General features: G+C 34.0%; 31 protein-coding genes. 25 read left to right on the top strand and 6 right to left on the bottom strand.

Annotated features, from left to right (window positions below; all coding sequences use genetic code 11):
* Positions 1–22 precede the first annotated feature (22 nt).
* Positions 23–1114, top strand: coding sequence for a non-hydrolyzing UDP-N-acetylglucosamine 2-epimerase (gene wecB, locus DES33_RS05025; protein WP_110058282.1), 1092 nt, complete (start codon positions 23–25; stop codon positions 1112–1114).
* Positions 1115–1229: 115 nt separating this feature from the next.
* Here the strand turns inward: wecB and DES33_RS09625 are convergent, their stop codons facing one another.
* The 3 genes from DES33_RS09625 to DES33_RS05035 all read right to left on the bottom strand — a co-directional run bounded on the left by DES33_RS09625 (position 1230) and on the right by DES33_RS05035 (position 1800).
* Positions 1230–1403: a hypothetical protein gene (locus DES33_RS09625; protein WP_002835799.1), complete on the bottom strand. Its 174-nt coding sequence runs from the start codon at positions 1401–1403 to the stop codon at positions 1230–1232.
* 70 nt (positions 1404–1473) lie between these two features.
* Positions 1474–1623 (bottom strand): hypothetical protein, encoded by a 150-nt coding sequence (locus tag DES33_RS05030; protein WP_002835798.1) that lies wholly within the window; start codon positions 1621–1623, stop codon positions 1474–1476.
* 12 nt (positions 1624–1635) lie between these two features.
* Positions 1636–1800, bottom strand: a complete 165-nt coding sequence (locus tag DES33_RS05035; RefSeq protein ID WP_110058283.1) for an NADH azoreductase — start codon at positions 1798–1800, stop codon at positions 1636–1638.
* Between the two features lie 801 nt (positions 1801–2601).
* Here DES33_RS05035 and DES33_RS05040 point away from each other — a divergent pair.
* Positions 2602–3429, top strand: a complete 828-nt coding sequence (locus DES33_RS05040) for a polysaccharide biosynthesis protein (protein WP_170111619.1) — start codon at positions 2602–2604, stop codon at positions 3427–3429.
* 292 nt (positions 3430–3721) lie between these two features.
* Here the strand turns inward: DES33_RS05040 and DES33_RS05045 are convergent, their stop codons facing one another.
* Positions 3722–4753 carry a M42 family metallopeptidase gene (locus DES33_RS05045; protein WP_110058285.1) on the bottom strand — a complete coding sequence of 344 codons (1032 nt, stop codon included), beginning with the start codon at positions 4751–4753 and terminating at the stop codon, positions 3722–3724.
* A gap of 132 nt (positions 4754–4885) precedes the next feature.
* On the opposite strand from DES33_RS05045, the gene DES33_RS05050 reads away from it, so the two are divergent.
* The 9 genes from DES33_RS05050 to DES33_RS05090 all read left to right on the top strand — a co-directional run bounded on the left by DES33_RS05050 (position 4886) and on the right by DES33_RS05090 (position 15332).
* Complete coding sequence (locus tag DES33_RS05050; RefSeq protein WP_110058286.1) at positions 4886–5383, top strand: nucleoside 2-deoxyribosyltransferase; 498 nt, start codon at positions 4886–4888, stop codon at positions 5381–5383.
* A gap of 99 nt (positions 5384–5482) precedes the next feature.
* Positions 5483–5722: a hypothetical protein gene (locus DES33_RS05055; RefSeq protein ID WP_110058287.1), complete on the top strand. Its 240-nt coding sequence runs from the start codon at positions 5483–5485 to the stop codon at positions 5720–5722.
* Between the two features lie 269 nt (positions 5723–5991).
* A complete protein-coding gene (locus DES33_RS05060; RefSeq protein ID WP_110058288.1) occupies positions 5992–7248 on the top strand; it encodes an adenylosuccinate synthase in 1257 nt (418 codons plus the stop codon).
* Between the two features lie 303 nt (positions 7249–7551).
* Positions 7552–8142, top strand: coding sequence for a TetR/AcrR family transcriptional regulator (locus DES33_RS05065; RefSeq protein WP_094209366.1), 591 nt, complete (start codon positions 7552–7554; stop codon positions 8140–8142).
* A 13-nt stretch (positions 8143–8155) separates the two neighbouring features.
* Entirely contained in the window at positions 8156–10210 is a 2055-nt protein-coding gene (locus DES33_RS05070) for an efflux RND transporter permease subunit (RefSeq protein ID WP_094209367.1), read from the top strand.
* An 11-nt stretch (positions 10211–10221) separates the two neighbouring features.
* Positions 10222–12555 carry a YhgE/Pip domain-containing protein gene (locus DES33_RS05075; RefSeq protein WP_110058289.1) on the top strand — a complete coding sequence of 778 codons (2334 nt, stop codon included), beginning with the start codon at positions 10222–10224 and terminating at the stop codon, positions 12553–12555.
* Between the two features lie 267 nt (positions 12556–12822).
* Complete coding sequence (locus DES33_RS05080; RefSeq protein WP_110058290.1) at positions 12823–14553, top strand: proline--tRNA ligase; 1731 nt, start codon at positions 12823–12825, stop codon at positions 14551–14553.
* Between the two features lie 128 nt (positions 14554–14681).
* A complete protein-coding gene (locus tag DES33_RS05085) occupies positions 14682–14882 on the top strand; it encodes a helix-turn-helix transcriptional regulator (RefSeq protein WP_002837368.1) in 201 nt (66 codons plus the stop codon).
* A complete protein-coding gene (locus DES33_RS05090; RefSeq protein WP_110058291.1) occupies positions 14883–15332 on the top strand; it encodes a hypothetical protein in 450 nt (149 codons plus the stop codon). It begins immediately after the preceding gene.
* Between the two features lie 120 nt (positions 15333–15452).
* Here DES33_RS05090 and DES33_RS05095 read toward each other — a convergent pair whose 3' ends face one another.
* Entirely contained in the window at positions 15453–16511 is a 1059-nt protein-coding gene (locus DES33_RS05095) for a methyltransferase domain-containing protein (RefSeq protein ID WP_110058292.1), read from the bottom strand.
* Between the two features lie 37 nt (positions 16512–16548).
* A complete protein-coding gene (locus tag DES33_RS05100; protein ID WP_110058293.1) occupies positions 16549–17385 on the bottom strand; it encodes an MIP/aquaporin family protein in 837 nt (278 codons plus the stop codon).
* Between the two features lie 156 nt (positions 17386–17541).
* Between DES33_RS05100 and DES33_RS05105 the strand changes: the two genes are divergently transcribed.
* The 14 genes from DES33_RS05105 (at position 17542) to rplN (ending at position 26135) form a co-directional block, all read left to right on the top strand.
* Entirely contained in the window at positions 17542–18513 is a 972-nt protein-coding gene (locus DES33_RS05105; protein WP_110058294.1) for a GNAT family N-acetyltransferase, read from the top strand.
* 85 nt (positions 18514–18598) lie between these two features.
* On the top strand, positions 18599–19939 hold the full coding sequence (locus DES33_RS05110) for an MATE family efflux transporter (RefSeq protein WP_110058295.1): 1341 nt from the start codon (positions 18599–18601) through the stop codon (positions 19937–19939).
* A 694-nt stretch (positions 19940–20633) separates the two neighbouring features.
* The gene (gene rpsJ, locus DES33_RS05115) at positions 20634–20942 is read left to right on the top strand and encodes a 30S ribosomal protein S10 (protein ID WP_094203268.1); all 309 of its coding nucleotides are present in this window, start codon (positions 20634–20636) and stop codon (positions 20940–20942) included.
* A gap of 74 nt (positions 20943–21016) precedes the next feature.
* On the top strand, positions 21017–21646 hold the full coding sequence (gene rplC, locus DES33_RS05120; protein WP_110058296.1) for a 50S ribosomal protein L3: 630 nt from the start codon (positions 21017–21019) through the stop codon (positions 21644–21646).
* A gap of 15 nt (positions 21647–21661) precedes the next feature.
* The gene (gene rplD / locus DES33_RS05125; RefSeq protein WP_110058297.1) at positions 21662–22285 is read left to right on the top strand and encodes a 50S ribosomal protein L4; all 624 of its coding nucleotides are present in this window, start codon (positions 21662–21664) and stop codon (positions 22283–22285) included.
* Positions 22285–22575, top strand: a complete 291-nt coding sequence (rplW, locus tag DES33_RS05130; RefSeq protein ID WP_002836110.1) for a 50S ribosomal protein L23 — start codon at positions 22285–22287, stop codon at positions 22573–22575. Before rplD ends, rplW begins: the two co-directional genes overlap by 1 nt.
* A 16-nt stretch (positions 22576–22591) precedes the next feature.
* A complete protein-coding gene (rplB, locus tag DES33_RS05135) occupies positions 22592–23422 on the top strand; it encodes a 50S ribosomal protein L2 (RefSeq protein ID WP_110058298.1) in 831 nt (276 codons plus the stop codon).
* 12 nt (positions 23423–23434) lie between these two features.
* The gene (gene rpsS / locus DES33_RS05140) at positions 23435–23719 is read left to right on the top strand and encodes a 30S ribosomal protein S19 (protein WP_002836113.1); all 285 of its coding nucleotides are present in this window, start codon (positions 23435–23437) and stop codon (positions 23717–23719) included.
* A gap of 17 nt (positions 23720–23736) precedes the next feature.
* Complete coding sequence (gene rplV, locus DES33_RS05145; RefSeq protein ID WP_002836114.1) at positions 23737–24075, top strand: 50S ribosomal protein L22; 339 nt, start codon at positions 23737–23739, stop codon at positions 24073–24075.
* An 11-nt stretch (positions 24076–24086) separates the two neighbouring features.
* Positions 24087–24821, top strand: a complete 735-nt coding sequence (rpsC, locus tag DES33_RS05150; protein ID WP_110058299.1) for a 30S ribosomal protein S3 — start codon at positions 24087–24089, stop codon at positions 24819–24821.
* Between the two features lie 21 nt (positions 24822–24842).
* Complete coding sequence (gene rplP, locus DES33_RS05155) at positions 24843–25286, top strand: 50S ribosomal protein L16 (RefSeq protein ID WP_002836117.1); 444 nt, start codon at positions 24843–24845, stop codon at positions 25284–25286.
* The gene (gene rpmC, locus DES33_RS05160) at positions 25276–25482 is read left to right on the top strand and encodes a 50S ribosomal protein L29 (RefSeq protein WP_002836118.1); all 207 of its coding nucleotides are present in this window, start codon (positions 25276–25278) and stop codon (positions 25480–25482) included. The genes rplP and rpmC overlap by 11 nt, the downstream gene beginning before the upstream one ends.
* Positions 25483–25487: 5 nt before the next feature.
* A complete protein-coding gene (gene rpsQ, locus DES33_RS05165) occupies positions 25488–25742 on the top strand; it encodes a 30S ribosomal protein S17 (protein ID WP_002836119.1) in 255 nt (84 codons plus the stop codon).
* A 24-nt stretch (positions 25743–25766) separates the two neighbouring features.
* Positions 25767–26135: a 50S ribosomal protein L14 gene (gene rplN / locus DES33_RS05170; RefSeq protein ID WP_002836120.1), complete on the top strand. Its 369-nt coding sequence runs from the start codon at positions 25767–25769 to the stop codon at positions 26133–26135.
* Position 26136: the final 1 nt, after the last annotated feature.

The raw sequence follows: 26136 nt of genomic DNA on the forward strand, positions 1-26136 counted from the left end.
TTTTTTTCAAAAGAGGTAAAAAATGAAAAAAGTAATGGTGGTTTTTGGGACAAGACCAGAAGCTATTAAAATGTGTCCACTTGTGAAAGAACTCAAAAAAAGAGACGAATTCGAAGTTTGTGTACTTGTAACTGGACAACACAAAGAAATGCTACGTCAAGTGTTGGACGTTTTCAAAATCAAAGAAGACTACAACTTGGCTATCATGAAAAAAGGACAAAGCTTGTTCGATGTTACCACAACTATTTTGGACAAAATAAAATCTATACTAGAAGAAGAAAAACCAGACATTGTTTTGGTTCACGGAGACACTTCGACAAGTTTTGTTGCAGGACTTGCTGCATTTTATTTGAGAATACCAGTAGGTCATGTGGAAGCTGGACTTAGAACTTACAACAAATACTCTCCATATCCAGAAGAATTCAACAGACAAGCCATAGGATCGTTGGCAGATTTCCACTTCGCACCAACTACAACTGCAAGGGATAATTTGCTACGAGAAAACAAAGACGAATCCAAAGTTTTCGTAACGGGAAACACAGTAATAGACGCACTTCAAACAACAGTACGTGACAATTATTCTAACGAAAATTTGATCGAAGGTAAAAAAATGATTCTTCTAACAATGCACAGAAGGGAAAACTTGGGAGAATCTATGAAAAATTCCTTCAGAGCAATTAAAAGAGTTGTCAACGAAAACGAAGATATATATGTGATTTATCCGATACATTTGAATCCAAAAGTACGAGAAATCGCAAACGAAGTATTTGACAATCATCCTAGAATCAAACTCATCGAACCATTGAATGTAGTTGATTTTCACAACTTCATGAAACAATCATTCTTCGTAATGACAGATTCAGGTGGAATTCAAGAAGAAGCCCCAGCACTTGGTAAGCCCGTTTTAGTAATGAGAGACACAACAGAAAGACCTGAAGGGGTAGAGGCAGGGACATTAAAATTAACTGGGCTTTGTGAAGAAGACATATACAACGAAATGACAAAGCTTCTTTCTGACAAAAATGAATACGACAAAATGAGTGAAGCCACAAACCCTTACGGAGATGGGCACGCATCCGAAAGAATCTGTGACATTTTATCCAAAAATCTATAAACTAAAAAATCCAACTTCATGTAGAAGTTGGATTTCATATTTAAACGTCAAATAAATTTGATACGTTAACAGATTGGATTTTCTCAATATCTTAATCTGGAATTGAATTGTTTAATTAAGCTTGTTTTTTGCTCTTTCTTGATTTTCTTTCAGTATTGAAAAGAGGATTAACTCTTTCGTAGAAGTCATTCATTTGTGCAAAGTTCATACTTGCCATGTTTGAGCTTAAGCTTACTGTACAGTTTTTACCGAAATTTCTGATTTGTTTTTGTGTTGTTTTTGTGAACATATTATTTTCCCCCTTATTAATTGTTTATTATTCTTTTAAGATGTTACTATTTGTTTAATTTGTTTAGTTATTACGCTTGTTTTTTGTTTTTCTTTAATTTTCTTGAACCAAATAATGGTGTCATTCTTTCGTAAAAGTTATCCGCTTGAGCAAAATTCATGCTCGCCATACTTGTGTTAAAACTAATTTGTGAACTTTTTCTAATATTATTTTTTCTCATAAATTTTACCCCCTATGCGTTTTTTCTGTTCTTGAAGATTCTTCTTGATCCAAACAATGGAGAGAATCTTTCGTTAAAATGATCGACACTTGCGAATGCCATTGATGACATGTTTGTGTTCAAACCAAGAGATGTTTTCTTTGCAAAATCTAAATATTTTCTGTTATTCTTAATCATTTCAGTTCCCCCTCATTTAATATTTATATGTGATTTTCGATTCGTTAATAAATGAATATTCAACGAACGAAATTATCGAGTTTAATATTCATTGGATATCCAAATGATAATTCATTTCATATCCCTCATTGCAATAAGTATTATATAACCATAAAACAGCTATGTCAAGCACTTTTTCAAAGTTTTTTGAAAAATTTTTGTAAAGAAAAATTAGGAAAACGAATGATTTTTGTGAGTACCGTTTTCACGGAAGGCTTATTTTTATTCGATAAATATTTTTTCAGGAAAACAAATGTTGATATGTTCAAGTTTTCTAATAAAAATAAATTTTTCCCAGTTACTCAATGTTTTCCTGCAATTTTCCCAAAAGAAAACAGATAGCATTTTAAAAATATGGGAAAATTTTTTGTGAAGTTGATAATGTATATTGGTGATTGCAAAGAAATTTAGCGAAATAAAGCTGAATTCAATTTTAAAATAATATGATTTTATATAGACAATTAAAAAACAATATGCTATAATTTAAAAAATCTCTCTATGATACTTTTATTAGAAGATTATGGATTAGTGGTTATAGTACGATTTGATTCAAAATCTACAATGGAATTTTTTGAAATAATCAAAAATATCAATGAAGAATTATATTAAGTTCCAACTTTTGTAGGATAATCGAAAAGCTGACCAATTCTGATTGTTTTGTAAAAATACACCGATGAATCCTTTATTTGAAGATATAGACATAAAGACGCTTGAATGGATAATAGAAATTCATGGAGAGTAAATAGAAGGAGACTGACGAATATGAATGAGAGAGTAGTTATTACAGGAGTATGTGGAACTGTTGGCAGAGAACTTTTAAAGTATTACATAGACAAAGATGATTATATTATAGCTGTTGATATTAATGAAAATGACATTGCAATCTTGGAAAAAAATATTAAATATGAAAACATTAAATTTATTCCACTCGATATATATGATGAATATACACTAAATATTATCGAAAAATTAAATCCAACTGCGATCATACATGCAGCTGTACTGAAAAACACTTATTACAACGAAATCTATAATAAGTACTATCATAATAGCAATGTCAGTGGAACAATAAAACTTGCCTACAGAATGCTTGATTCGAAATGTTTAAAACGTTTTATTTTTCTTTCCAGTGATGAAGCGTATAATCCAACTAATTTTTTTGGAAAGGACAAACAAGAAGTTGAGAATATACTAAAAAAAATTACAATTGATGGAAAAGTAATACAATCAGTTAGATTCCCGTTTATAATGCAAAGTAAAGGTTCAGTTTATAATATTTTTAAGGAACAGGCTAAAAACAATTTACCACTTACGGTAACTGATAAAAATATAAAAAAAATTACAGCTAATTTAAGTAGTTTTATTTTTACATGGAATGATTTTTACAACAATATATGCGAAAATGGGGTATTTAACTTTGATATTGGAGAGGAAATATCTATATATGAATTAGCTAATGACATAATAAAGCAGACTAATTCAAATAGTACGATAAAGATTATTGGGCTAAGAGAAGGAGAGGTCTTAGAAAGAAATATGGTAAAATTAAACGAAAAAGAAGTTTATAATAATATTTTTAGAATATATTAATAAATATATCGTTCAAAATTTGACGGTATATGAGATATTTAGATAGTTTGTCAATGAAAGAATTTTCATAACAAATAATACCATTTGGATCATTCGTTTTTCGTGGGAATTTAATGTGAAATCAATGAACCAATATTTATTTATTGGTATTGGAGTTGTTGCTATATCAATGGTTGCAAAGAAAATTTATATAAAAGGTTGATTTACTAAATTTTAGAATAATAAAAATAAAACCAAGAATGTATTGGATTATTAATACGTTCTTGGTTTTTTATTTAAAGTAAGATAAAATTTATTTCTTGTCTTCGATGTATTTAATACACAAATCGATAGATGCTTGTAATCCTTCTTGGTGAGTTCTTTCCATTGCGTGTGATGCATCAACACCAGGGCCAATCAAAGCAACTCTCAAATTATATCCTGCTTCTAATGCTGCTGATCCGTCTGAACTGTAGAATGGGTAGATGTCAACTGCGTGAGGAATATTATTTTCTTCACAAATTCTAACTAATCTTTCTTTTAATTCTAAATCGTAAGGACCTGAAGAATCTGCTGCACAAATTGTTGTTTTAAATTCAGAAGATGTTTGTCCGTCTCCAGGAGCAGCCATATCAACAACGATGAATTCGTCAGTTTCTTCTGGAATTCCGTAGCATGCACCGTGACCAACTTCTTCGTAGTTTGAGATGAAGAAGTTAAGAGTGTGTTTTGGAGTGATGTTGTTTTCTACAAAATATCTTGCTGTTTCATATAATACGTATACGCAAGCTTTGTCGTCTAAGTGTCTTGATTTTACGAATCCACTTTCTGTTAATTGTGTTCTTGAATCTAAATAGATGAAATCACCAACGTTAATTCCAAGTTTTTTTACATCTTCAGCTGATTCTACCTTTTCGTCGATTCTGATTTCCATTGTCTTGGCATTTCTTTCGTTGCTTTTAGTTTCTGGGCCGTAAACGTGAACTGATTGTTTGTCGTTTAAGCATGTTCCAGTGTATTTTTTGCCAGACATTGTAGAGATAGTTACGTATTCATTTTCAACAGAGTTGTATGCGTATCCACCTACTAAGAATGTTTTTAATCTTCCGTTAGGTTTGATTTCTTTAACCATTAATCCCAATGTATCCACGTGAGCTGCAAATGTAGATTGTTTTTCGTCAGTTTCACCACGAAGAGTAACCACCATTGCACCTTTGTTAGTGAAGTTGATTTCAACTTTTCCTAATTCTTCGAATTTTTTTCTAACTTTTTCCATAACGACTTTAGTGTCGCCAGATGGAGAAGAAGTCATTAAAATTTCTTGTAAAAAATCTAAATTTTCCATATTGAGAACCTCCTAAAATATATTTTTATGATACCACATATAATCACATTGTTTCAATCTTTAAAGTGAGGGTTAATGTTTTAACTATAATTATACGCACCAAATATATGATAAAATTAATTGAGGTGAAAAATGAAAGGATATTTTGCATCACATTTCTTCAACGACGCTATGTTTCGTTGGACTGAAGATTTGGCGAGATTTATAGAGAAAGAAGTGGACATTGATTTGTATGTGCCACAACGAAATGATTCGATAAACAACAAAAAAGATAATGATGCTACAATCACTGACATCGACATCGCAAGAAATGACATGGCGAAGCTAAAAGAAGCGGACGTTTTGATAGCATGCCTTGATGGATTGTCGATTGACGATGGTGTTGCAGGAGAAATCATGGCTTTTTCTGTGATGAAAGATTATGAAGAAGAGTACAAGTTATCAGACAAGAAGAGAATTATCATAGGATTTGTCACAGACATGAGATATTTGGGAACTGGAGAGAACAAATTATACAGAAACCAAATGATAGTCGGCCAAGTTAAAGACAAAGGATATTTCATTGTGGGCTATCCAAACACAGACGATTACAAAAAAGAAATCGTGAATATTATTAAAAGAGAATATTAGAAAAATCTAGCTAGAAATAGCTAGTTTTTTTATTGACAAATGAGAAATCAAAAATTATTATATAAATGATAAGAATATTCACTATCAAGAAGGAGAAGAATGAAAAGCAAGTACTTATCTACAATAAGCAAATTAGTTTATTTGATAACATTAATTTTAATGTTTATAGTTAACAAGAAAAATATTGAAATATCAAAAATCACATTGATTCTTTTAGTGGGAATTAATATTTTTAGTTTAGCCGCAGATACATTTTTGTCGGAAACATCAAAAAAGTTAAAAATTGGATCAATTTCCGTGCTGGTAATTTTTTACGTAATTTTCGTAATTTTAATATGATTTAATAGCAAATTGAAATATTCTTATCAGTGACTTTTCAGAAGTTCTCATTAGATTTTGGTAGAGATTTGGTGAGGACTTTTTTGTTGGTATCAGAATTAGATATAACTTGGTGTATAATATAAATAAAAGAATAATTCAAAATAACAAATCAGTCAAATTACCTGTTTTACACTATTTTTAAATGTGGGAATATGGTATAATTAGTAGTTGTGATTTGTAGTTAACTTAACAGTTAAATGAATCTAATAATTTGAAAGGAAGTTGTTATGAATAAATTAGCGATAATTGGTGCACAATGGGGAGACGAAGGTAAGGGAAAGGTTGTAAATTACTTTTCCAAATTTAATGATATTATTGTAAGATCTTCTGGTGGTGCCAACGCAGGACATACTATTTATTTTAAGGACAAAAAGTACGTACATCATTTACTACCATCTATAACTTTTGACACAGATTCTAAGGGATTCTTGGCAAAAGGAATGGTTATAGAATTAGAACAAATGATAGAAGAGTTGAAAGTTTTGGAAGCTGATTTCCCAGGAATTTCTAAGAGATTTATGGTAGATGTAGAAACATTTATCGTTCTACCTTACCACAAAGAAGAAGACGGATTGTTGGAATCTATGAGAAAAAATCCTATCGGAACTACAAAAAGAGGTATCGGACCTGCTTATCAAGACAAAGCTGCTAGACAAAACGTTAGAATTATTGATTTGTTTGACGATGAATTGTTAAGAGAACGCGTTGAAGAAATAGTTTATTTGAAAAACAACATCTACGAAGGCAAAATGCACATCGATGTAGACGAAACAGTAAATTATTTGCTTGACAAGTTCGACCAATTATTAAAATTGGGCGTTACATTTACATCAGCATCTGAAATCGAAGAAGAAATCAAAAACAAAAAAGTTCTTTTCGAAGGTGCACAAGGAATCATGCTTGACTTAGACTCAGGAACATACCCATACGTTACATCAAGCACAACTACTGCTTACAGCGCATCAGCAGCAGATGTTACATTGACTGATGATGACACAATAATGGGAGTTGTAAAAGCATACACATCCAGAGTTGGAGAAGGAGAATTCCCAACAGAATTGTTCGATGAAGAAGCAGACAAGCTTAGAAAATTAGGCAATGAATTCGGAGCTACAACTGGAAGAAATAGACGTGTAGGTTGGATTGACCTTGCACAACTTCGTTATGCAATCAAAAAGAGCAAAATCAACTCAATTGTCATGACAAAAGCAGACGTATTAAACGGCTACGACAAAGTAAAAGTATGCGTTGGATATGAAATTGATGGAGTTGAACAAAAAATGCCATTCATTTCAAATGATTTCAAAAAAGCAAAACCAATATACAAAGAATTTGACGGTTGGAATGATGTGTTCGAAGTAAACTTCTTGAAATACATGACATTCATCGAAAAAGAATTAGACACAGAAATCTCTTACGTTTCTTATGGTCCAAAAACAGAAGAAATTATGGAAAAAAGAGATTTTATCATGAATATAAAATAAAATATTACAAATTATATCGTGGACTAGATCCACGGTATTTTTTTGTCCAAATTCACATCAGACTCCAACCCCCGAAAATTTATAAATAAATGTTACAAAATTTCAAAAAATTTGTTTTATGAAATTAAAAAATATCAAATAAAAACGAAATTTGCAAAACAAATGTTGAATTTTCAACGTTTTAAAGCGAAAAAATAAAAATAAAAAAATTTAGGAAAAATGTTGAACATAGTTCAAAAAAGTGTTACAATATAAAACGTCAAAAGAAATGAACGGTGTTCAATAGATGAAAGGAGGTTAGTTGTGTCGTATTTGGACGAAAAGAAAAAAGATAATAAATTACAAATAATTCAGTCTGCGGTTAAGATGTTTGAGAAAAAAGGCGTTGATAAGACGACTATCAGAGATATTATGAGCAACACTGATTTGGGATTGGGAACTTTTTATTCTTATTTTAAGGATAAGGAAGATTTGAAGGAACAAATTGTCCTGAAGAAGCTTACAGATTTGGTGGTGGAAACTGAGAAGAAGTGCACACAAGAAGATCATATTGAAAGGTTTATTAGTTTTTTGGATTATATTATTGATTATTACATTGCTAATCCTTTTGAGTTTGAACTTGTTGCGAGTAATTTGAACTGGGCGTTGTATGCTAAGGTAGAAAATGATAAGAGATTTTCTGAAACAGACACTGCGCTGAAATATATTTTGAACAAGTATTCACAGTTGTTCTCAAAGGAATATTCTGATTCACAAAAATTATATATTCTTTCTTTGACGATTGAGACTGTGATTTCGACTTGTAAGCTTGCAATCAGAAAGGATTCCATTTTATCGATTGATGAAATGAAGTCTGTTTTGGTTGAAGTTATTAAACAAATTTTAAATAGATAAGGGTGATTTTTACATGAAGAAATTTTCAGAATTTATAGCTAATCATCCTAAGTTAGTGCTTTTGGTTATGACTTTGTTGTTGATTCCATCAATAATTGGTTACAAGGCAACAAATATCAATTACGATATTTTGTCTTATTTGCCAACTGATTTGAAATCAACTCAAGGCCAAACAATTTTGGACAAAGATTTCAAAAATGCAGCTACTGGGATGTTGATTTTAAAGGGCACAGACAACGATGCCGAGAAATTAAGAGAAGAAGTGCAAAAAATAGACGGGGTTGAGGATGTTATATCTAAGACTTCAATTTTAGGGCCAACTGTTCCTAACGAATTTTTGCCAGATGATATTAGAGATGTGTTCTATGCCAAAGATAGTACTCTAATGATGGTTAAGTTTAGTGAATCGTCATCTTCAATGAGAACTATGAAGGCGATAGATCAAATCAAACAAATCGAATCCAAAGAAAAATACTTGAGTGGTATTAGTGCTCTTGTAAAAGACACGAAGGATTTGATAGATAAGGAAACTCCGATTTATGTAATGCTTGCTGTGGCACTTGGACTTGTGGTGTTGAGCTTGACGAATGAATCGACTGTAATTCCATTCGTATTTATGTTGAATATAGGATATGCTGTTATTTATAATTTTGGGACTAATATATTCTTAGGGCAAATATCCTACATTACTAAGGCGATTGCAGCGGTGTTGCAACTTGCCGTAACGATGGATTATTCGATTTTCTTGTATCACAGATATGCAGCGGAAAAGAAAAAGAGAGACACACATAAGAAGGCAATGGCGAAAGCTATTGAGGCGACATTCTCATCGTTGTTCTCATCTTCACTTACAACTTTTGCAGGATTCTTGGTTTTGATATTGATGAGATTATCGTTGGGTAAAGATATCGGTCTTGTAATGAGTAAGGGTGTATTCATAGGACTTTTATCTACTTTGGTTGTTCTTCCACCAATGCTACTTCTTACAGAAAAAGCTGTGGACAAATACAATCACAAAGTATTACTTCCAGAATTTACAAAATTACCAAACTTCGTCGTAGACAAGAGAAAAGTGTTGGCATTAGTATTTGTAGTGTTATTTATTCCAGCAATTTATGGATCTGTAAACACAAAATTATACTACAACTTGGATAGATCATTGCCACAAGATTTGGACTCCATTGTATCTCTTAATAAAATGAAGAAAGACTACAATATGGCAAGTACTCATTTTATCGTTGTAAAAGATAATTTATCTAATACTGCTATGGATTCTATGATTGATGAGTTAGAACACATCGACGGTATCAATTCGGTTGTCGGAACGAATTCAATCACAGGTGTTACAATTCCTGCGACATTCTTGCCAGACAAACTCAGAGATAACTTCGTAAAAAACGGCTACGAAATGCTTATGGTTAATTCAGAATACCAAACAGCATCTGATAAAGTGAACAAACAAATCACACAAATGCGTGATGTAATAGCAAAACACGACAAGGACGGATATTTGACAGGTGAAGCTGTTCTTACAGACGATTTGACAGATATTTCCGATCAAGACTTCAAGATGGTTAACATAGCATCATTAATTGCAGTATTCATAATCATCGCAATATCGTTCAAATCATTTGGAATTCCAGTTGTATTGATAGCAGCCATAGAACTTGCTATTCAAATCAACATGGCAATCCCATTCTACTTCAATCAAACAATTCCGTTTATCACATCAATCGTAATCGGCGTAATTCAATTAGGATCTACGATAGATTATTCTATATTAATGACGGACAGATTCTTGTTCGAATATCGAAAGACTAAAGATGTAAATGGTTCGTTGAAAACATCGGTAAGAGAAACATCCAAATCAATTGTTACAAGTGCCTTATCATTCATGGCAGCGACAGTTGGTGTAGGAATTTATTCAAAAATGGAAATAGTATCCACAATATGTACGTTATTGGCTAGGGGAGCAATCATCAGTATGCTTGTAATCATAATATTACTTCCAGCAGTATTGAGCATTACATTCCCATTTATCAAGAAAACAACTAAAAATTTAGCGTAAAGGAGAACACTATGAAGAAAAATATTGAAAAAATCTTAGCCTTGTCATTGGTATCTTCAATGACATTTGCTAACCTATCATTTGCAGAACAACAAGATTTAATCAAAAAATCAGAAACTGTTTATGTAACAGTAGAAGGTAACGAAATCAAAGACAAATCAGTTTCTGTGTGGTTAAATTCAGATAAAAATATAAAAGCAAACGACAAATCTAATTTGACAAATGTAAAAGATTTGAAAACAGATAAGGAACTAAAATCTGAAAACGGATATTTGAAATTAGATGAAAACAAAAAAGACATCTACTACAAAGGTGACACAGACAAAAAACTTCCAGTAGATGTATCTGTAAAATACTTCTTAGATGGAAAAGAAATGAAAGCTTCTGAATTAGAAGGGAAATCTGGTCATTTGAAGATTGTAATCACTTCTAAAAACAACAGATACGAAGCCAAAACAATTGACGGACAATCAAGAAATGTATATTCACCATATGTCGTTGTAGCGGCGATGACATTTGACGATGAAAAAGTAGAAAACGTCACATCAGATGATATCAAAGTTGTAAAAGACGGAAAGAACGAAATAGTAACTACAGTTATGACACCAGGTATGAAACAAAACTTGAGTAAAATTGTAGAAGACAAAGAATTGGATAATTTCAAGGACGAAGTTTCAGTTGAAATGGACATCAAAGATTACAAACCAGTAGAAATCTATTCTGTAATCACTAACGAATTCTTCCAAGAAAAGAAAAACATCGACTCATTGGATAAGCTTCAAAACGGTGTTAAAGAATTACAAGATAATTCACAAAAACTTGTAGATGCATCAGTAAAATTATCTGAAGGACAAGACAAACTAAACTCAGGAATTTCACAAATGCAAACAGGAGTTACAAAACTTCACTCAGGTTCACAAAAACTTGCATCATCAACACAACAAATGCAAGGCAAATTCTCAGGAATACAAGGGAAAGTAGGTCCTATCCAAGGATATGTAGCTCAAATGAATGACGGTAGCTTGAAATTGTACAATGGAATTTCAGATTACACAGCTGCAGTTGGAAAAATCAAAGAAAACACAGCTAAAATCAAAGAAGGCTCCGAAAAATTAGCCAAAGGTGCGACTGATTTGGACAATGGAGTTGGCAAATTAAAAGATGCGACTTCACAATTAAGAGCTGGAACTGAAAATATGAAAGAAATGACTGCGCAAAAAGACCAATTGCTTGAAAAATCATCACAATTATCAAACGGATTGAATGGTTTGGCAGGAAGCTATGGTCAATTAGCAGATACAGTTGAACAAATTTCAGGAAAATCTCAACAATTAAAAGATTCAAGCGCACAATTCAACGAAAAATTACAAAAAGTAGCACAACTTGCAGGTGGTGCTGAGACAAGTGCAAGTGCAGAAAAAATCGCACGTGGACTTGAAAGCTCAGCTGAAGGATTGAACAATGCAATCCAACAATTACAAGCAAAGAATGAAGAAGGACAACTAAACGATACAATTGCATATCTTCAAGCACAAAAAAATGTAATGTACGTTCAAGCAGAATCCATCAGAAATGCTGGTTCACAAAATGCTGGGCAACAAAAACTACAAGCAGCATTGGCACAATTAGCTCAAAGTTCAAGTGCATTATCACAAGGAAACGCTGATTTATCCAATGCACTTATGAGAACATCAGCTGCTATGAATCAATCAAAAGCAAAACTTGTAGATTCTTCTAACCAATTATCTCAAGGATTGGGACAAATGGGTGGCGCATTGAATGGCGCAGATGGATTATCAACATTGAAGGATTCCATCGACAAACTTGACGATGCAACAGGTCAAATCAAAGGTGGATCACAAACATTAAAAGAAGGAACATTGCAAAACGAAAAAGCAATGGCAATGCTTTTAAATGGAATGGAAGAATTGGATAAGAATTCAAGTGCGTTAGTTGAAGGCTCATCAAAATTATCTGGTGGATTACAAGAATTCAACAAACAATCAGCTCTTTTATCTTCATTGTCACAAATCAATGAAAAAGCCATCATTCCAATGAGTAATGCAATCAATATGTTAAACGATGGACTTGGAAAATTGGATTCATCAACTGGACAATTAAAATCAGGTAGTGATGAGCTTGCTTCTGGACAAAAAGAATTCAGCTCCAAACTAAAAGAATACAAAGAAAAAGGAATTGATGAATTATCCAACAAGACAAAAGATTTAAATAAATTCAAAGACATCATCGATGCTATGAGTGATTTGGCAGTTAAAGATTCTTCATTCACAGGAACGGACAATAATTTTGAAACAAAATCAAGAATTGTTGAAAAAATAAAATAGTAATCTTTACAAAAACATTCTATTCTGATACAATCTAATGTATCGATGAAGAGAATATTAGTTCTATACGATTTTTCAGAGAGAAAGTGTAAGGTGGAAACTTTCATTTACGATAGAATGAACCTAACTCGGAGATTATGTCAAAATCATAGGGTTGTCACCTTATAACTAACAAACTAGAAGTGGTATAGCGATCCTTCGTCTTCGTGACGGAGGATCTTTTTTTAGATACATATTAAATACACCAAAGAAAGGAACATGTAAATTATGAGAATGAATAAATTTTATATGCCAACTTTAAGAGAGGATCCACAAGATGCAGAAATAGCAAGCCACAAGCTTCTATTAAGAGCTGGCATGATTAGAAAAACGGCAGCAGGATTGTACAGTTATTTGCCATTGGGATATCGAATTGTAAGAAAGGTAGAAAACATCGTTCGTGAAGAAATGGACAACTACGGTTCACAAGAAATCCACATGCCTATAACTCAACCTCGTGAAATCTGGGAAGAATCGGGAAGATGGAAGACATTTGGACCGGAAATGTTCAAGCTACAAGACAGAAATAATCGTGAATTCTGCCTTGGACCAACAGCCGAAGAATATTTTACAGATTTAGTAAAAGGTGAAATCAAAAGCTACAAGCAACTTCCACTTAATATTTACCAAATCCAAACAAAATATCGTGATGAAAAAAGACCAAGATTTGGAATCAACCGTTCCAGAGAATTCTTGATGGAAGACTCTTACACATTTGATGTAGATGAAGAAGCGATGCGTGAAGCTTACATGAATATGTGGAGAGCGTATGAAGTTGTATTCAACAGACTTGGTTTGGAATACAAAATCGTAGCTGGAGACAGTGGCGCAATGGGTGGCAACAGTTCACACGAATTCATCGCATTAAGTGATGTAGGTGAAGGTGTGATTTGCTACAGCGATGACAGTGATTTCGCGGCAACTGACGAAAAAGCATACGTGTACTATCAAGTAAACGATGAAAATGTAGAAAAACTTCCATCAGAAAAAGTCCTCACACCAAACTGCAAAACAATTGATGAAGTAAGTGATTTCTTGAATGTTGATGCAGCACATTGTTTGAAGGCTGTGGATTTAATGGTAGAAGGAAAACCTGTAATAGTGTTCATACCAGGTGATCGTGAACTTAACATGTCCAAACTTGTAAGTTATTTGAAATGTCCAGAACACGAAATCGAAATGATGGAAGAAAAAGACATCCTAGATTTGAACAGTTCACCAGGATTTACTGGACCAATCGGACTAGATTCAAGAATCATAATTGACTCAAGAGTTACACAAATGAAAAACTTCGTCGTTGGAGCGAATGAAGAAAACTACCACATCAAAAACGTAAACTACGGGAATGATTTCGAAGGGGAAATCGTAGAAGATTTGTTGATGGTACAAGATGGAGATATCGATCCTGAAACAAAATCTCCGCTGAAATTCAAAAGAGGAATCGAAGTTGGAAATATCTTCCAATTGGGACAAAAATATTCCAAGAGTATGAATGCTACATTCCTTGATGAAAATGGAAAAGAACAATTCTTCTGGATGGGATCATACGGAATCGGCGTTACAAGAAGTGTCAGTGCAATTGTAGAACAAAACCATGACGACAAGGGAATGATTTGGCCATTAGTTGTAGCGCCATATCACGTAATCATCACAGTTGTTAACACAAAGAATGAAGAACAAAATACACTTGCAGAAAAACTTTACGAAAAGTTACTTCTTCAAGGAGTAGAAGTTCTACTTGATGACAGAAAAGAAAGAGTAGGAGTAAAATTCAACGACCGTGACTTAATAGGAATCCCACTAAGAATAACTGTAGGAAAGAAAGCATCTGATGACATAGTAGAATTTTCTGAAAGAAAAACACTTGAAAATGTAGAAATGTCATCAACAGAAGCTTACGAAAAAGTAATGGAAATCATCAATCTTAACTTAAAATCAGTTGGTGGATTGTACAGATAATTTATAATGAGAACTACGGGCGATAAGGCTCGTAGTTTTTTTATTTCAAAAAATGCAAAGTATACTTGACAAAATATGCAAAGCATACTATACTAAAAATGTAAAGTGAACTTTGCAAAGGAGAAAAGATGAAAAATATTATTTCCCAATTAAGAAAAGAAAACAAAATTACTCAGGAAGAATTGGCTAACGAAGTTGGAGTGACAAGACAAACTATCACATCGATAGAAAATGGAAAATACATCGCATCGCTCCCACTTGCATTCAAAATAGCCAAATTTTTCGAAATGAAAATCGAAGATATATTTACAATGGAGGAGGACGATTAAATGAAAAACTTACAAAACTACAGAAAAGAAATAGCGCGTAGAATATCTTTGCTAGTAGTATTTTGCATCACAGCACTCTTAGCTATTGTTCTAGGAGCGGTCTTTTTGAAAGATATATCACCATCGAAAGCAGATACAACAGATTATGTTTTGGGATTTTTCACAGGAATAGAACTAGTTTGCTTATTTTATATGGGATGTTTGATAAGAGCATACAGAGATGAAAAATACCTAAAAGAAATGTACACAAAAGAAACAGACGAACGTGAAATATTAATAAGAATGAAATCTGGAAAAGACATAGTACCAATATTGTCATTTGTCATAGCAGTAATCGCCTGTGTTATGTCCTATGTAAACTATGAATTGTTCATCGCACTTACAGCAGTAGCCATTGCACAAATAATAATAACCGTGATACTCAAAATATATTGGAGCAAGAAATTGTAGTAATAAAATTTTTTATCTCGCCACATTTAAATTATATACGCCAAATTTACGAAAATGGCGAGAAAAATGAAATTAAATCAAAAAAGCTGTGAGATTATCTCACAGCTTTTATTTTTATAATTAGCAGCAACAAGAACCGCTGTTTCCATCGCAATCACATTCATTTCCTGGGCCGTCACAACCATCGAATAAACCGAAGTGATTTTTTCTGTCTCCAACGACATCGAAGTATTTTTTAAATCTTGTTTCTTCGATCATTGCACAGCTATTTCCACACACTGCCATTGGCAAATCTTTATAGAATCTGTGGTGGTCGTCAAGGTCGAAGTAGTGTTCGCTACCTAAAATACCTCCGCGATAAGTTACGAATTGTCCGTATTGTTCGCATCTATCTTCGATAATTCCTGGTAATTTCACAGCTCTTACAGTTCTTGATGTGAAGTTCACATTGCCAACTAATTCTTCGATTTTTCTGTTTTCGATTGGCGCCTTAGTGATTTTAGTATATCTAAAATCTTCCCAGCCGATTTTATGCAATAATCTTCTGAAATCTTCTACATACATTGCTCCCGCTAAACATTCACCACGTAATACAGGATTTTGGTAAATTTCATCAGAAACCCTTCTGTCAGCGAAAATGTCTGAGAAGTACAATTCTCCACCTTTTTTCAAAACTCTCCACACTTCTTTGAACACTTCTTCCTTGAATGGAGAAAGGTTGATAACGCAGTTACTGATTACAACATCTACAGATTCATCTTCTATTCCTATAGATTTCAAATCTTCGATGTAACCTTTTTTGAATTCTACGTTTGATTTCTTGTAGCCAAATTTTTCAGCCATTTGGTCTTGATATTTTCTAGCAAAATCCAATTGGTCATCTGTCATGTCGACACCGATTACTTTTCCGCTTTCACCGACTAATTTAGAAGCGACATACACATCGACCCCTGTTCCACATCCCAAATCCAACACAGTACATCCTTCAAGTGCTGATGGAATTGGAGAGCCACAACCGTAAAATCTCTTCAAAAGTTCTGGGTTAACCATTCCTCTGATTTTTTTGATGTGAAGTGGCATACTATCCGAACAACTACAGATTTGAGTTTGCATTTTGCCTTCTTTTTCTGTAGTTATATTGCTGTAATATTCTGAAACTTGTTTTCTAATATCTTCCATAAATACCTCCTAATGTTATTCTAATATTATTATATCATTAATTGCAACCGCAACTATTTTTTGAATTTTGCATTGGTTCGATTACTTTTGTAAAGAAAATCGCTGCAAGTCCAGCTCCGATTAGTGGAGCAAGTACATAAACTATGAATGCATCCATTGTGAATGCGATGTTTTTCCATCCAACAAAATACGCCACGATTCTTGGGCCGAAATCTCTCGCTGGATTAAGTCCTGCATCAGTCATAGGACCAATTGTACATATTAAAGCGGCAACTGTTAGACCGATAAATAATGGGAACAAATCGTCGCTTGGTCTACCAATGTTACAACCTTCAGTCATTGAGAAAATAATCATAACCAAAATGAAAACTCCTAGAGCTTCTGCGAAAGCCGCAACAGGCATACTGATTACGCCGTTTGCTGTGTTAGGGAACACTTCAATCCAAATACTTGATGCTGGCGTTGCCACATCCATGGTCAAGTTGGCTGCATCCAAGCTTTTCTTCACAGAATCTGCAAAAAACACCCACAATGCACTAGCGCCCAAGATTGCTCCGACGAATTGTCCAAGCACATAAACTGGGAAATTATTCCATGAACATCTTTTTGAAATACACATTGCAAAAGTAACCGCTGGGTTGAAGTGCGCACAAGACAAGTTTCTAGTAGCGTAAATCGCAATAGCGATTGCAAGACCCCAAACCATACCAACTTGGAATGGACCGGTGTGAGCTTGATATAAAGTAGCTGTGGCTACAGAGCCAATTCCCAAAAAGCACATCAAAAATGTACCGATAACCTCTCCTGTAAATCCTTGAATGAGGCTTTCTTTTGTTACAACTTCGCAGCAACAACTGTTATCTTCTGAACTCATTAGTTCACCTCCAGAAATTATTTAGCGATAAACATTATCGTGATTTAATTATAAATTATAAAATATAATTAGTCAACGAAATTGATAACTTTCTATCTTAAAAGTGGTTAGTGCAAAGAAAATAATATGGTATTATATAAAAAAGGAAGTGCGATTATGAAAACTGACAAAATGATTTTGAGAAAATTTACAATAAATGATGCAGATAAAATGTATCAAAATTGGGCAAGTGACAGCAGGGTTACGAAGTTTTTGACGTGGAAGCCTCACACATCACTAAAAGAATCAGAAAAAATCATAAAACAATGGATAAATGATGACAAGAATGTGTACTTTGCGATTTGTAACACTAACAATGAAAACATTGGTTGTATATCAGCATCATTAATTAAGGAAAATCCAAAAACTTACGCTATTGGCTACTGCTTGGCATACGTTTATTGGTCACAGGGAATAATGACCGAGTCTTTGAAACTCATGCTAAAATATTTGTTTGAAGAAAAACACGCCGTAAGAGTAGAAGCCACACATGACAGTAGGAACTTTGCAAGTGGCAAGGTTATGATGAATGCCAATATGAAATACGAAGGATGCCTTAGAAAATCAGCCACAAACAACCAAGGCGTTGCAGATTCTTGTATGTATTCCATGATTGATGAAGACTACGAATGTGATTTTGTGATTCCTGAATACGATGAGATGAATTTCAGACAAGAATTGTTGGCGGATGAAAAGACGATGAGTTTTAACCAAAAATACGGCGGAGCTATTGATTTTTCAGAAGACAAATGGCAAAGCTGGTATGACAAATGGATAAACTCTGATGAAAGATTTTACTATTACATTATGGGTCATAACAAGCCTGTCGGAGAATGTTGTATATATAAGGAAGATGATAGGTGGATTTGCAGTCTAATTGTAAAAGATGAATACAGAAACAATGGCTACGGGAAAAGAGCGTTGATGTTTTTGATTGATTTGGCAAAAAAATTAGACATAGATGAACTATACGATAATATTGGTACCTGTAATCCTTCGTTGAATTTGTTTTTGAAATGTGGATTTGAAGTTATATATACTAATGAAGAGTATTCAACTGTAAGAATCATCCTTGCTAACTTGTATTAATTTTTTGCTAGTAGTATGATGTAGTATATAATTTTATTTTAGATTGAGTATTAGAATTAGATTGAACAATAGAATGGATGATTAGATGAAGAATAAGAATTTTTACAAAAGAGCAATACAGGTGGCGTGGCCGTCGGTGTTGGAGAGCTTTTTCATAGCACTTGCGGGAATTATTGACACATACATGGTGTCTTCGATTGGAAGCTCTGCAGTAGCGGCTGTAGGTCTTACCACACAACCCAAATTCATAGCACTAGCGATATTCTTCTCCATAAATATCGCTACGTCGGCTTTAGTTGCTAGACGTCTTGGAGAAGAGGACAAGGAAGGAGCAAACAGAATACTTGTTACAGCGATTATCATGGGACTTGTGCTAACGGTTGTTATAAGCACTGTGATGGTGTATTTTTCGGATAGTATTCTGAGACTTGCAGGAAGTAACTCGGACACGCATACTGATGCGCTGAATTATTTCAGAATAATCATGGGAGGAATGATTTTCTCCGTAGTGAGTATGACGATAAATGCAGCACAAAGAGGATCGGGCAACACTAGAATTGCATTTACAACTAACTTGGTGTCAAGTATTGTCAACATATTTTTCAATTACTGCTTGATAGGTGGTAATTTTGGTTTTCCGAAAATGGAAGTTTCTGGAGCAGCGCTTGCAACAGTACTTGGAACAGTCGTAAGTAGTGTTATGTGTATCAGATCGCTTTTCAGAAAAGATGGTTTCGTACAAATCAAATACATTTTCAAGAAGAAAATCAAGCCAACAGTTGAAGTATTCACAAGTATCGTCAAACTTGGAACCAATTTGTTCGTTGAAAATATAGCCATGAGAATCGGATTCTTGACAACGGCATTGATGGCAGCAGGACTTGGAACGGACACATTTGCAGCACACAACGTAGGAATGAATCTACTAAGCATTTGTTTTGCGTTCGCAGACGGAATGCAAGTTGCAGCGGTCGTTCTAACGGGCTCAAGCCTTGGCGCTGGTAAGAAAGAAAACGCGAAGATTTATGGTAAAGTCTGCCAAAGAATCGGGCTTATGATATCTTTGGTACTATCTGTGATATTGTTGTTATTTGGAAAAAGAATATTCCATTTGTTCTTCGACAAATTATCCATAATAGAAACTGGAGAAATCATCGCAAGATTCATTACAGTAATAGTGCTATTACAAATCTCACAAATCATCTACGGAGGATGTTTGAGATCAGCAGGAGATGTAAAATACACATTAATCTCTTCAATCATAAGTGTAACAATCATAAGAACAGTAGTAACCTACATCCTTGTATCTGTGTTTGAAATGGGAATCGTGGGAATATGGCTAGGAATTTTCTCCGACCAATTCTCCAGATACATGTTCAACTCAATCAGATTTAGACAAGGTAAGTGGGTTAACATTAAAATATAAATGGATAAAAGTCGCCTCGTGGGGCGATTTTTTTGTGCGTAAAACGAAAAACGTTAGGGGAAAATTTATGCAACATTTTGGCGCAAGTTAAAACGAAAAATGTCTAGCACGAATATCTGTCTCCAAAAATAAACAAATTCAAAGCTTGTGAACCTAAAATCTCAAGCGCGAGCTCCGCTCTGGCGCGAGTGAGATTTTTTAACGGTTCACTTCGCTAGAATTTGTGGTTATTTTTTACGAATGATATTCTAAGCTAGAGCATTTTTGTTTTTAAGAAAGAATGTGCTAAATTATTTTTGTTTTTGATGTACGCCCAGCAAGTCAAAAAATCCCTTAAAAATCACCTAAAACTCATTTTATTTCACAGCCTTTTATTATATAATAAGGAAGGAAACAAATTTTTCGTAAAAATATTGAAATTTTACAAAAAAACTTCAAAAAGGTGTTGACATTGTTGTATAGACAATGTATAATACCAGTTGTGCCTAAAGTTAGTAAGCGTAGAAGTGGAAGGTTGCTCGGGAAACGTGATTAATCTTCCGAGGTAATTTTCACCGAGAAGTCCTGCACGATTAGGGCGATGGGTTAGACTTTTTAAAAAAGTTTTTTAAATTTTAGGTCACTGTACACCCGGGAGGGTGTATGAACATAACCCAGCAAGACGCTTCTTCAAAAATATAGAGGAGGTGCCTAAATGGCAAATCAAAAAATCAGAATCAGACTAAGAGCTTATGATCACGAATTAATCGATCAATCAGCTCAAAAAATCGTTGAGGCAGCTAAAAGAACTGACGTTAAAGTATCAGGTCCTATTCCGTTGCCAACAGAAAAAGAAGTTGTTACAATCTTAAGAGCTGTTCACAAATACAAAGATTCAAGAGAACAGTTCGAACAAAGAACACATAAGAGATTAATCGATATCATTAATCCTAACGCAAAGACATTGGAAGCGCTTAAAAAACTTAACCTTCCTGCCGGCGTAGATATCGAAATTAAACTTTAATCTTAGTATGATTGTAAAGCAATCCGCTGTAAGTAAATTTTAATGTGGATATCACACTATAGGAGGTGTACTCAATGAAGAGTATTTTAGGTAAAAAAATCGGAATGACTCAAATCTTCAACGAAGATGGTAGTGTTGTTCCAGTAACTGTCATTGAAGCGGGTCCAATGGTTGTTACACAAATCAAAACTAAAGAAAAAGAAGGATATAACGCAATTCAAGTTGGTTACATCGAAAAGAAAGAAAAACATGTAAACCAACCAATGAGAGGTCATTTTGGCAAAGCGGGCGTTTCATTCAAGAAACACTTACAAGAGTTCAAAATAGGTGATGACGAACAATTCAATCTTGGAGATGAAATCAAATTAGATATTTTCCAAGACGGAGATATTGTAGATGTTATCGGTATTTCAAAAGGTAAAGGAACTCAAGGTTCAATAGTTAGACACAACTATTCAAGAGGACCTATGGGACACGGCTCTAAATCACACAGAGTTGCAGGTGCAAGAAGTGCGGGATCTTATCCAGCAAGAGTATTCAAAGGACGTAAAGGTTCAGGAAAGATGGGCCATGACCGTGTAACTATTCAAAACTTGAAAATTGTTAAAGTTGACAATGAAAGAAACTTACTTCTTATTAAGGGAGCTGTTCCAGGAAACAAAGGTGGAGTAGTTACTGTTAGAGAAGCTATTAAGTCAAAATAGGAAGGAGGATGAAACATGCCTAAAGTTCAAATTTTAAACCAACAAGGAGAAAATGTTGGAGAATTAGAATTAAATGAAGCCATTTTCGGCGCTGATGTTAATGAGCACGTTGTTTACGAAGTAGTTAGAAATCAACTTGCTAATAAAAGACAAGGCACACAATCTGCTAAAACTCGTAGTGAGGTAAGAGGTGGAGGAAAGAAGCCTTGGAGACAAAAAGGTACAGGTAGAGCAAGACAAGGATCTATCAGATCTCCACAATGGAGAGGTGGTGGGGTAGTATTCGCTCCAAAACCTAGAGATTACAGCTACGCTGTTCCTAAGAAAGTTAGAAGACTTGCAATCAAATCAGTATTAACTGACAAAGTTAATGACAATGAAATGATCGTTTTAGATAAATTAAGCTTAGATGCTATTAGCACTAAAAAAGCTGTTGAAGTATTAAAGAATATTAAAGCAGACAAGAAAGCTTTAGTAGTTGTTGATAAAAATGATGATACACTTTACAGATCATTTAGAAACATTGAAAATGTAGCTATTTGTGAAGCTAGATTAATCAATGTATATGATTGTTTGAAATACAACTCATTAGTTATTACAACTGATGCTGTTAAAATTCTTGAGGAGGTGTTTCAATAATGAAATCACCATATGATATTATTTTGAAACCAATTATTTCTGAAGATTCTATGGAAAAAATGGAAGACAAGAAATATGTATTCAAAGTAGATAAAAATGCGAATAAAATAGAAATCAGAAACGCTATCGAAAAGATTTTTGATGTTAAAGTAAAATCTGTTAACACTATGAACGTTAAAGGAAAAGTTAAGAGAATGGGCGCTCACAGTGGTAAGAGATCTGATTGGAAGAAAGCTATAGTTGCATTAACAGAAGATTCAAAAGAAATTGAATTTTTCGAAGGAATGTAATTAAGGGGGTAAAAACATGGCAATAAAAAAATATAAACCGACTTCTGCCGGTGTACGTGGTATGAGTGTTTTATCATTTGATGAAATCACAAAAACTACTCCTGAAAAATCATTAACTGTTAGCTTAAACAAATCTGGCGGAAGAAACTCTTATGGTAGAGTAACTACTCGTCACAGAGGCGGCGGAGCTAAGAGAAAATATAGAATTATAGATTTTAAAAGAAACAAAGATGGTATTAAAGCTGTTGTTAAATCAATCGAATACGATCCAAACAGAACAGCAAACATCGCTTTGTTACAATACGAAGATGGTGAAAAGAGATACATCATCCAACCACAAGGTCTAAAAGTTGGAGATGTAGTTGAAAGTGGTGCGGATGTAGATATCGTACCTGGTAATGCTCTTCCATTGAGAAACATTCCAGTTGGTACTACAGTTCACAACATTGAAATGAAAGTTGGCAAAGGAGCTCAATTAGTTAGAACAGCTGGTGCTGAAGCACAACTTATGGCTAAAGAAGGTAAATTTGCACAATTAAGATTACCATCAGGAGAATTTAGATTAATTCACCTTGACTGTAAAGCTACTGTAGGTCAAGTTGGAAATATCTCTCACGAATTGGTTACAATCGGTAAGGCTGGACGTAACAGACACTTAGGTAAGAGACCTTACGTTAGAGGTTCAGCAATGAACCCAGTAGATCACCCTCACGGTGGTGGTGAAGGTAGAGCGCCAATCGGTAGACCAGCTCCTTCAACTCCATGGGGTAAACCAGCACTTGGACTTAAGACTCGTAAGAAAAACAAAAAGTCTAATAAGTACATTGTAAGAAGAAGAAAGAAATAACGGAGGGATAGAATGAGTAGATCACTTAAAAAAGGACCTTTCTGCGATGAACACTTAATGAAGAAAGTGGAAGAACTTAACAAAAACGATGAAAAGAAGATTATTAAAACTTGGTCTCGTCGTTCTACAATATTCCCTAACTTCGTAGGTCACACAATTGCAGTTCACGATGGAAGAAAGCATGTACCTGTTTATATTACTGACGATATGGTTGGTCATAAATTAGGAGAATTTGTTCCTACAAGAACATACAAAGGTCACATTAAAAACGAAAAAACGAGTAAGGTTCGTAATTAATATAAGGAGGTATGACAATGCAAGCTAAAGCTATAGCGAAATATGTACGTATTTCTCCTCTAAAAGTTAACTTTATATGCAAAGAAATTAGAGGTAAACAAGTTGATGAAGCCCTTGCTATATTGAAATTCACTCCTAAAAAAGGTGCTAGAATTTTAGAAAAAGTGCTAAATTCAGCAATTGCAAACGCAGAACACAATTTTGGATTAAACAGAGAAGATCTTTTTGTATCACAAGCATACGCTAATAATGCTCCAGTAATGAAAAGATGGAGACCAAAAGCTAAAGGAATGGCTTATCCAATCCTTAAAAGATCAAGTCATGTTGGCGTAGTTGTAGAAGAAAGAGAATTATAAGGAGGAGTCTGATGGGTCAAAAAGTTAATCCTAAAGGATTAAGAGTTGGTGTTATCAAAGACTGGGATTCAAGATGGTTTGCAGATAAAAAAGATTTTAGTGATTATTTAGTAGAAGATCACAAAATTCGTGAACTAATCAAGAAAGAATCTTTCAGCGCTGGTATTAGCAGTATAGCCATCGAAAGAGCATCAAACAAAATTAAAGTAACTATCAACACAGCTAAACCTGGTATGGTTATTGGCCGTCAAGGTGCTGGCGTTGAAGAATTAAAAAATAAATTAGAAAAATTAACAGGTAAGAAATTAATCATAAATGTAGAAGAAGTTAAGTTCCAAGACTTAGATGCACAATTAGTTGCAGAAAACATTGCATCACAATTAGAAAGACGTATTTCTTTCAGACGTGCAATGAAACAAACAATGCAAAGAAGCATGAGAGCAGGAGCTTTGGGTATTAAGACTATGGTTTCTGGTAGACTTGGTGGAGCTGATATGGCAAGAAGCGAAGGATACAGCGAAGGAACTATTCCTCTTCAAACTCTAAGAGCTGCAATTGACTATGGATTTGCAGAAGCAGACACAACTTATGGTAAGCTTGGTGTTAAAGTTTGGTTATACAAAGGTGAAATGTTACCTGGTATGACAGAAGAAGATTTACCTGTTTACAAAAACAAAAAGAACGACAAAAACAGAAAAAGAAGAAACAATAACAGAAAAGGTAAATCCCAAGCAGCTAAAAACTAATTCGAGAGGAGGAAATATTCTATGTTAATGCCTAAAAGAGTAAAATACCGTAGAGTTCACAGAGGCAGAATGAAAGGTAAAGCATTAAAAGGCAATACTTTAACTTACGGTGATTATGGTATACAAGCGTTAGGTTCTTGTTGGTTAACAGCTAATCAAATAGAAGCAGCACGTCGTGCTATGACAAGATATATAAAAAGAGGCGGTAACATCTGGATTAAAGTTTTCCCAGATAAGCCAGTGTCAAAGAAGCCTATCGGTATTCGTATGGGTTCAGGTAAAGGAGCTCCAGAATATTGGGTAGCAGTAATTAAACCAGGTAGAGTATTATTTGAAATGGCAGGTGTTCCTGAAGACGTAGCACGTGAAGCTATGAGACTTGCTCAACACAAACTACCTATCAAAACTAAATTTATAGCTCGTGAAGAGTTCGGAGAAAAGGACGGTGAAGCTGATGAAAACTAAAGAAATTCGTAATCTATCAGATCAAGATTTACAAAAACAATTAGAACAATCTAAAAGTGAATTGTTTAATCTACGTTTTCAATTAGCTACTGGGCAATTAGAAAACCCTATGATGATAGGACTTGTAAAAAAAGATATAGCTCGCATTAAGACTATTATTAGAGAACGTGAGCTAAACATTGGTAAGGAGGCTTAACAATTATGGAAAGAAATATGAGAAAAACCATAGTTGGTATAGTTGTTTCAGATAAAATGGATAAGTCAATTGTTGTAGAAGTTAAGACACTTGTCAAAGATCCTAAATACGGTAAACAATTAAGAAAAACAACTAAATTTAAAGCACACGATGAAGAAAACATTGCTGGTATCGGCGATAAAGTTAAAATAATGGAAACAAGACCTCTTTCTAAGACAAAGAACTGGAGACTTGTAGAAGTTATAGAAAAAGCTAAGTAATTCTTATTACGAAAGGAGAATTTTATGATTCAACAAGAAAGTCGTTTGAGAGTTGCAGATAACTCTGGTGCAAAAGAACTACTAGTAATAAGAGTTTTAGGTGGTACTAAAAGAAAGTACGCAGCTATCGGAGACATCGTAGTTTGCTCAGTTAAATCTGCACAACCGGGCGGTATGGTTAAAAAAGGTGATGTAGTAAAAGCTGTTATCGTAAGAACAACTAAACCATTGGGAAGAGCTGATGGAAGTTACATCAGATTTGACGATAACGCAGCTGTAATTATAAAAGATGATAAAAATCCAGTGGGAACAAGAATTTTTGGTTCAGTAACTCGTGAATTGAGAGCCAATAACTTCATGAAAATAATCTCATTGGCACCTGAAGTATTATAAT

It is taken from the genome of Finegoldia magna (genome assembly GCF_003182075.1).
Taxonomy (GTDB): domain Bacteria; phylum Bacillota; class Clostridia; order Tissierellales; family Peptoniphilaceae; genus Finegoldia; species Finegoldia magna.

Bases quoted from the DNA above. Each gene is read 5' to 3' on its own strand.
- rpsJ (WP_094203268.1), top strand. From the start codon at position 20,634: ATGGCAAATCAAAAAATCAGAATCAGACTAAGAGCTTATGATCACGAA.
- DES33_RS05060 (WP_110058288.1), top strand. From the start codon at position 5,992: ATGAATAAATTAGCGATAATTGGTGCACAATGGGGAGACGAAGGTAAG.
- DES33_RS05040 (WP_170111619.1), top strand. From the start codon at position 2,602: ATGAATGAGAGAGTAGTTATTACAGGAGTATGTGGAACTGTTGGCAGA.
- DES33_RS05110 (WP_110058295.1), top strand. From the start codon at position 18,599: ATGAAGAATAAGAATTTTTACAAAAGAGCAATACAGGTGGCGTGGCCG.
- rpsC (WP_110058299.1), top strand. From the start codon at position 24,087: ATGGGTCAAAAAGTTAATCCTAAAGGATTAAGAGTTGGTGTTATCAAA.
- rpsQ (WP_002836119.1), top strand. From the start codon at position 25,488: ATGGAAAGAAATATGAGAAAAACCATAGTTGGTATAGTTGTTTCAGAT.
- DES33_RS05070 (WP_094209367.1), top strand. From the start codon at position 8,156: ATGAAGAAATTTTCAGAATTTATAGCTAATCATCCTAAGTTAGTGCTT.
- rpsS (WP_002836113.1), top strand. From the start codon at position 23,435: ATGAGTAGATCACTTAAAAAAGGACCTTTCTGCGATGAACACTTAATG.
- DES33_RS05105 (WP_110058294.1), top strand. From the start codon at position 17,542: ATGAAAACTGACAAAATGATTTTGAGAAAATTTACAATAAATGATGCA.
- DES33_RS05095 (WP_110058292.1), bottom strand. From the start codon at position 16,511: ATGGAAGATATTAGAAAACAAGTTTCAGAATATTACAGCAATATAACT.
- rplB (WP_110058298.1), top strand. From the start codon at position 22,592: ATGGCAATAAAAAAATATAAACCGACTTCTGCCGGTGTACGTGGTATG.
- rplV (WP_002836114.1), top strand. From the start codon at position 23,737: ATGCAAGCTAAAGCTATAGCGAAATATGTACGTATTTCTCCTCTAAAA.
- DES33_RS09625 (WP_002835799.1), bottom strand. From the start codon at position 1,403: ATGTTCACAAAAACAACACAAAAACAAATCAGAAATTTCGGTAAAAAC.
- DES33_RS05080 (WP_110058290.1), top strand. From the start codon at position 12,823: ATGAGAATGAATAAATTTTATATGCCAACTTTAAGAGAGGATCCACAA.
- DES33_RS05085 (WP_002837368.1), top strand. From the start codon at position 14,682: ATGAAAAATATTATTTCCCAATTAAGAAAAGAAAACAAAATTACTCAG.
- rpmC (WP_002836118.1), top strand. From the start codon at position 25,276: ATGAAAACTAAAGAAATTCGTAATCTATCAGATCAAGATTTACAAAAA.
- rplD (WP_110058297.1), top strand. From the start codon at position 21,662: ATGCCTAAAGTTCAAATTTTAAACCAACAAGGAGAAAATGTTGGAGAA.
- DES33_RS05055 (WP_110058287.1), top strand. From the start codon at position 5,483: ATGAAAAGCAAGTACTTATCTACAATAAGCAAATTAGTTTATTTGATA.
- DES33_RS05100 (WP_110058293.1), bottom strand. From the start codon at position 17,385: ATGAGTTCAGAAGATAACAGTTGTTGCTGCGAAGTTGTAACAAAAGAA.
- DES33_RS05030 (WP_002835798.1), bottom strand. From the start codon at position 1,623: ATGAGAAAAAATAATATTAGAAAAAGTTCACAAATTAGTTTTAACACA.
- rplP (WP_002836117.1), top strand. From the start codon at position 24,843: ATGTTAATGCCTAAAAGAGTAAAATACCGTAGAGTTCACAGAGGCAGA.
- DES33_RS05050 (WP_110058286.1), top strand. From the start codon at position 4,886: ATGAAAGGATATTTTGCATCACATTTCTTCAACGACGCTATGTTTCGT.
- wecB (WP_110058282.1), top strand. From the start codon at position 23: ATGAAAAAAGTAATGGTGGTTTTTGGGACAAGACCAGAAGCTATTAAA.
- DES33_RS05035 (WP_110058283.1), bottom strand. From the start codon at position 1,800: ATGATTAAGAATAACAGAAAATATTTAGATTTTGCAAAGAAAACATCT.
- DES33_RS05090 (WP_110058291.1), top strand. From the start codon at position 14,883: ATGAAAAACTTACAAAACTACAGAAAAGAAATAGCGCGTAGAATATCT.
- rplW (WP_002836110.1), top strand. From the start codon at position 22,285: ATGAAATCACCATATGATATTATTTTGAAACCAATTATTTCTGAAGAT.
- rplC (WP_110058296.1), top strand. From the start codon at position 21,017: ATGAAGAGTATTTTAGGTAAAAAAATCGGAATGACTCAAATCTTCAAC.
- DES33_RS05045 (WP_110058285.1), bottom strand. From the start codon at position 4,753: ATGGAAAATTTAGATTTTTTACAAGAAATTTTAATGACTTCTTCTCCA.
- rplN (WP_002836120.1), top strand. From the start codon at position 25,767: ATGATTCAACAAGAAAGTCGTTTGAGAGTTGCAGATAACTCTGGTGCA.
- DES33_RS05075 (WP_110058289.1), top strand. From the start codon at position 10,222: ATGAAGAAAAATATTGAAAAAATCTTAGCCTTGTCATTGGTATCTTCA.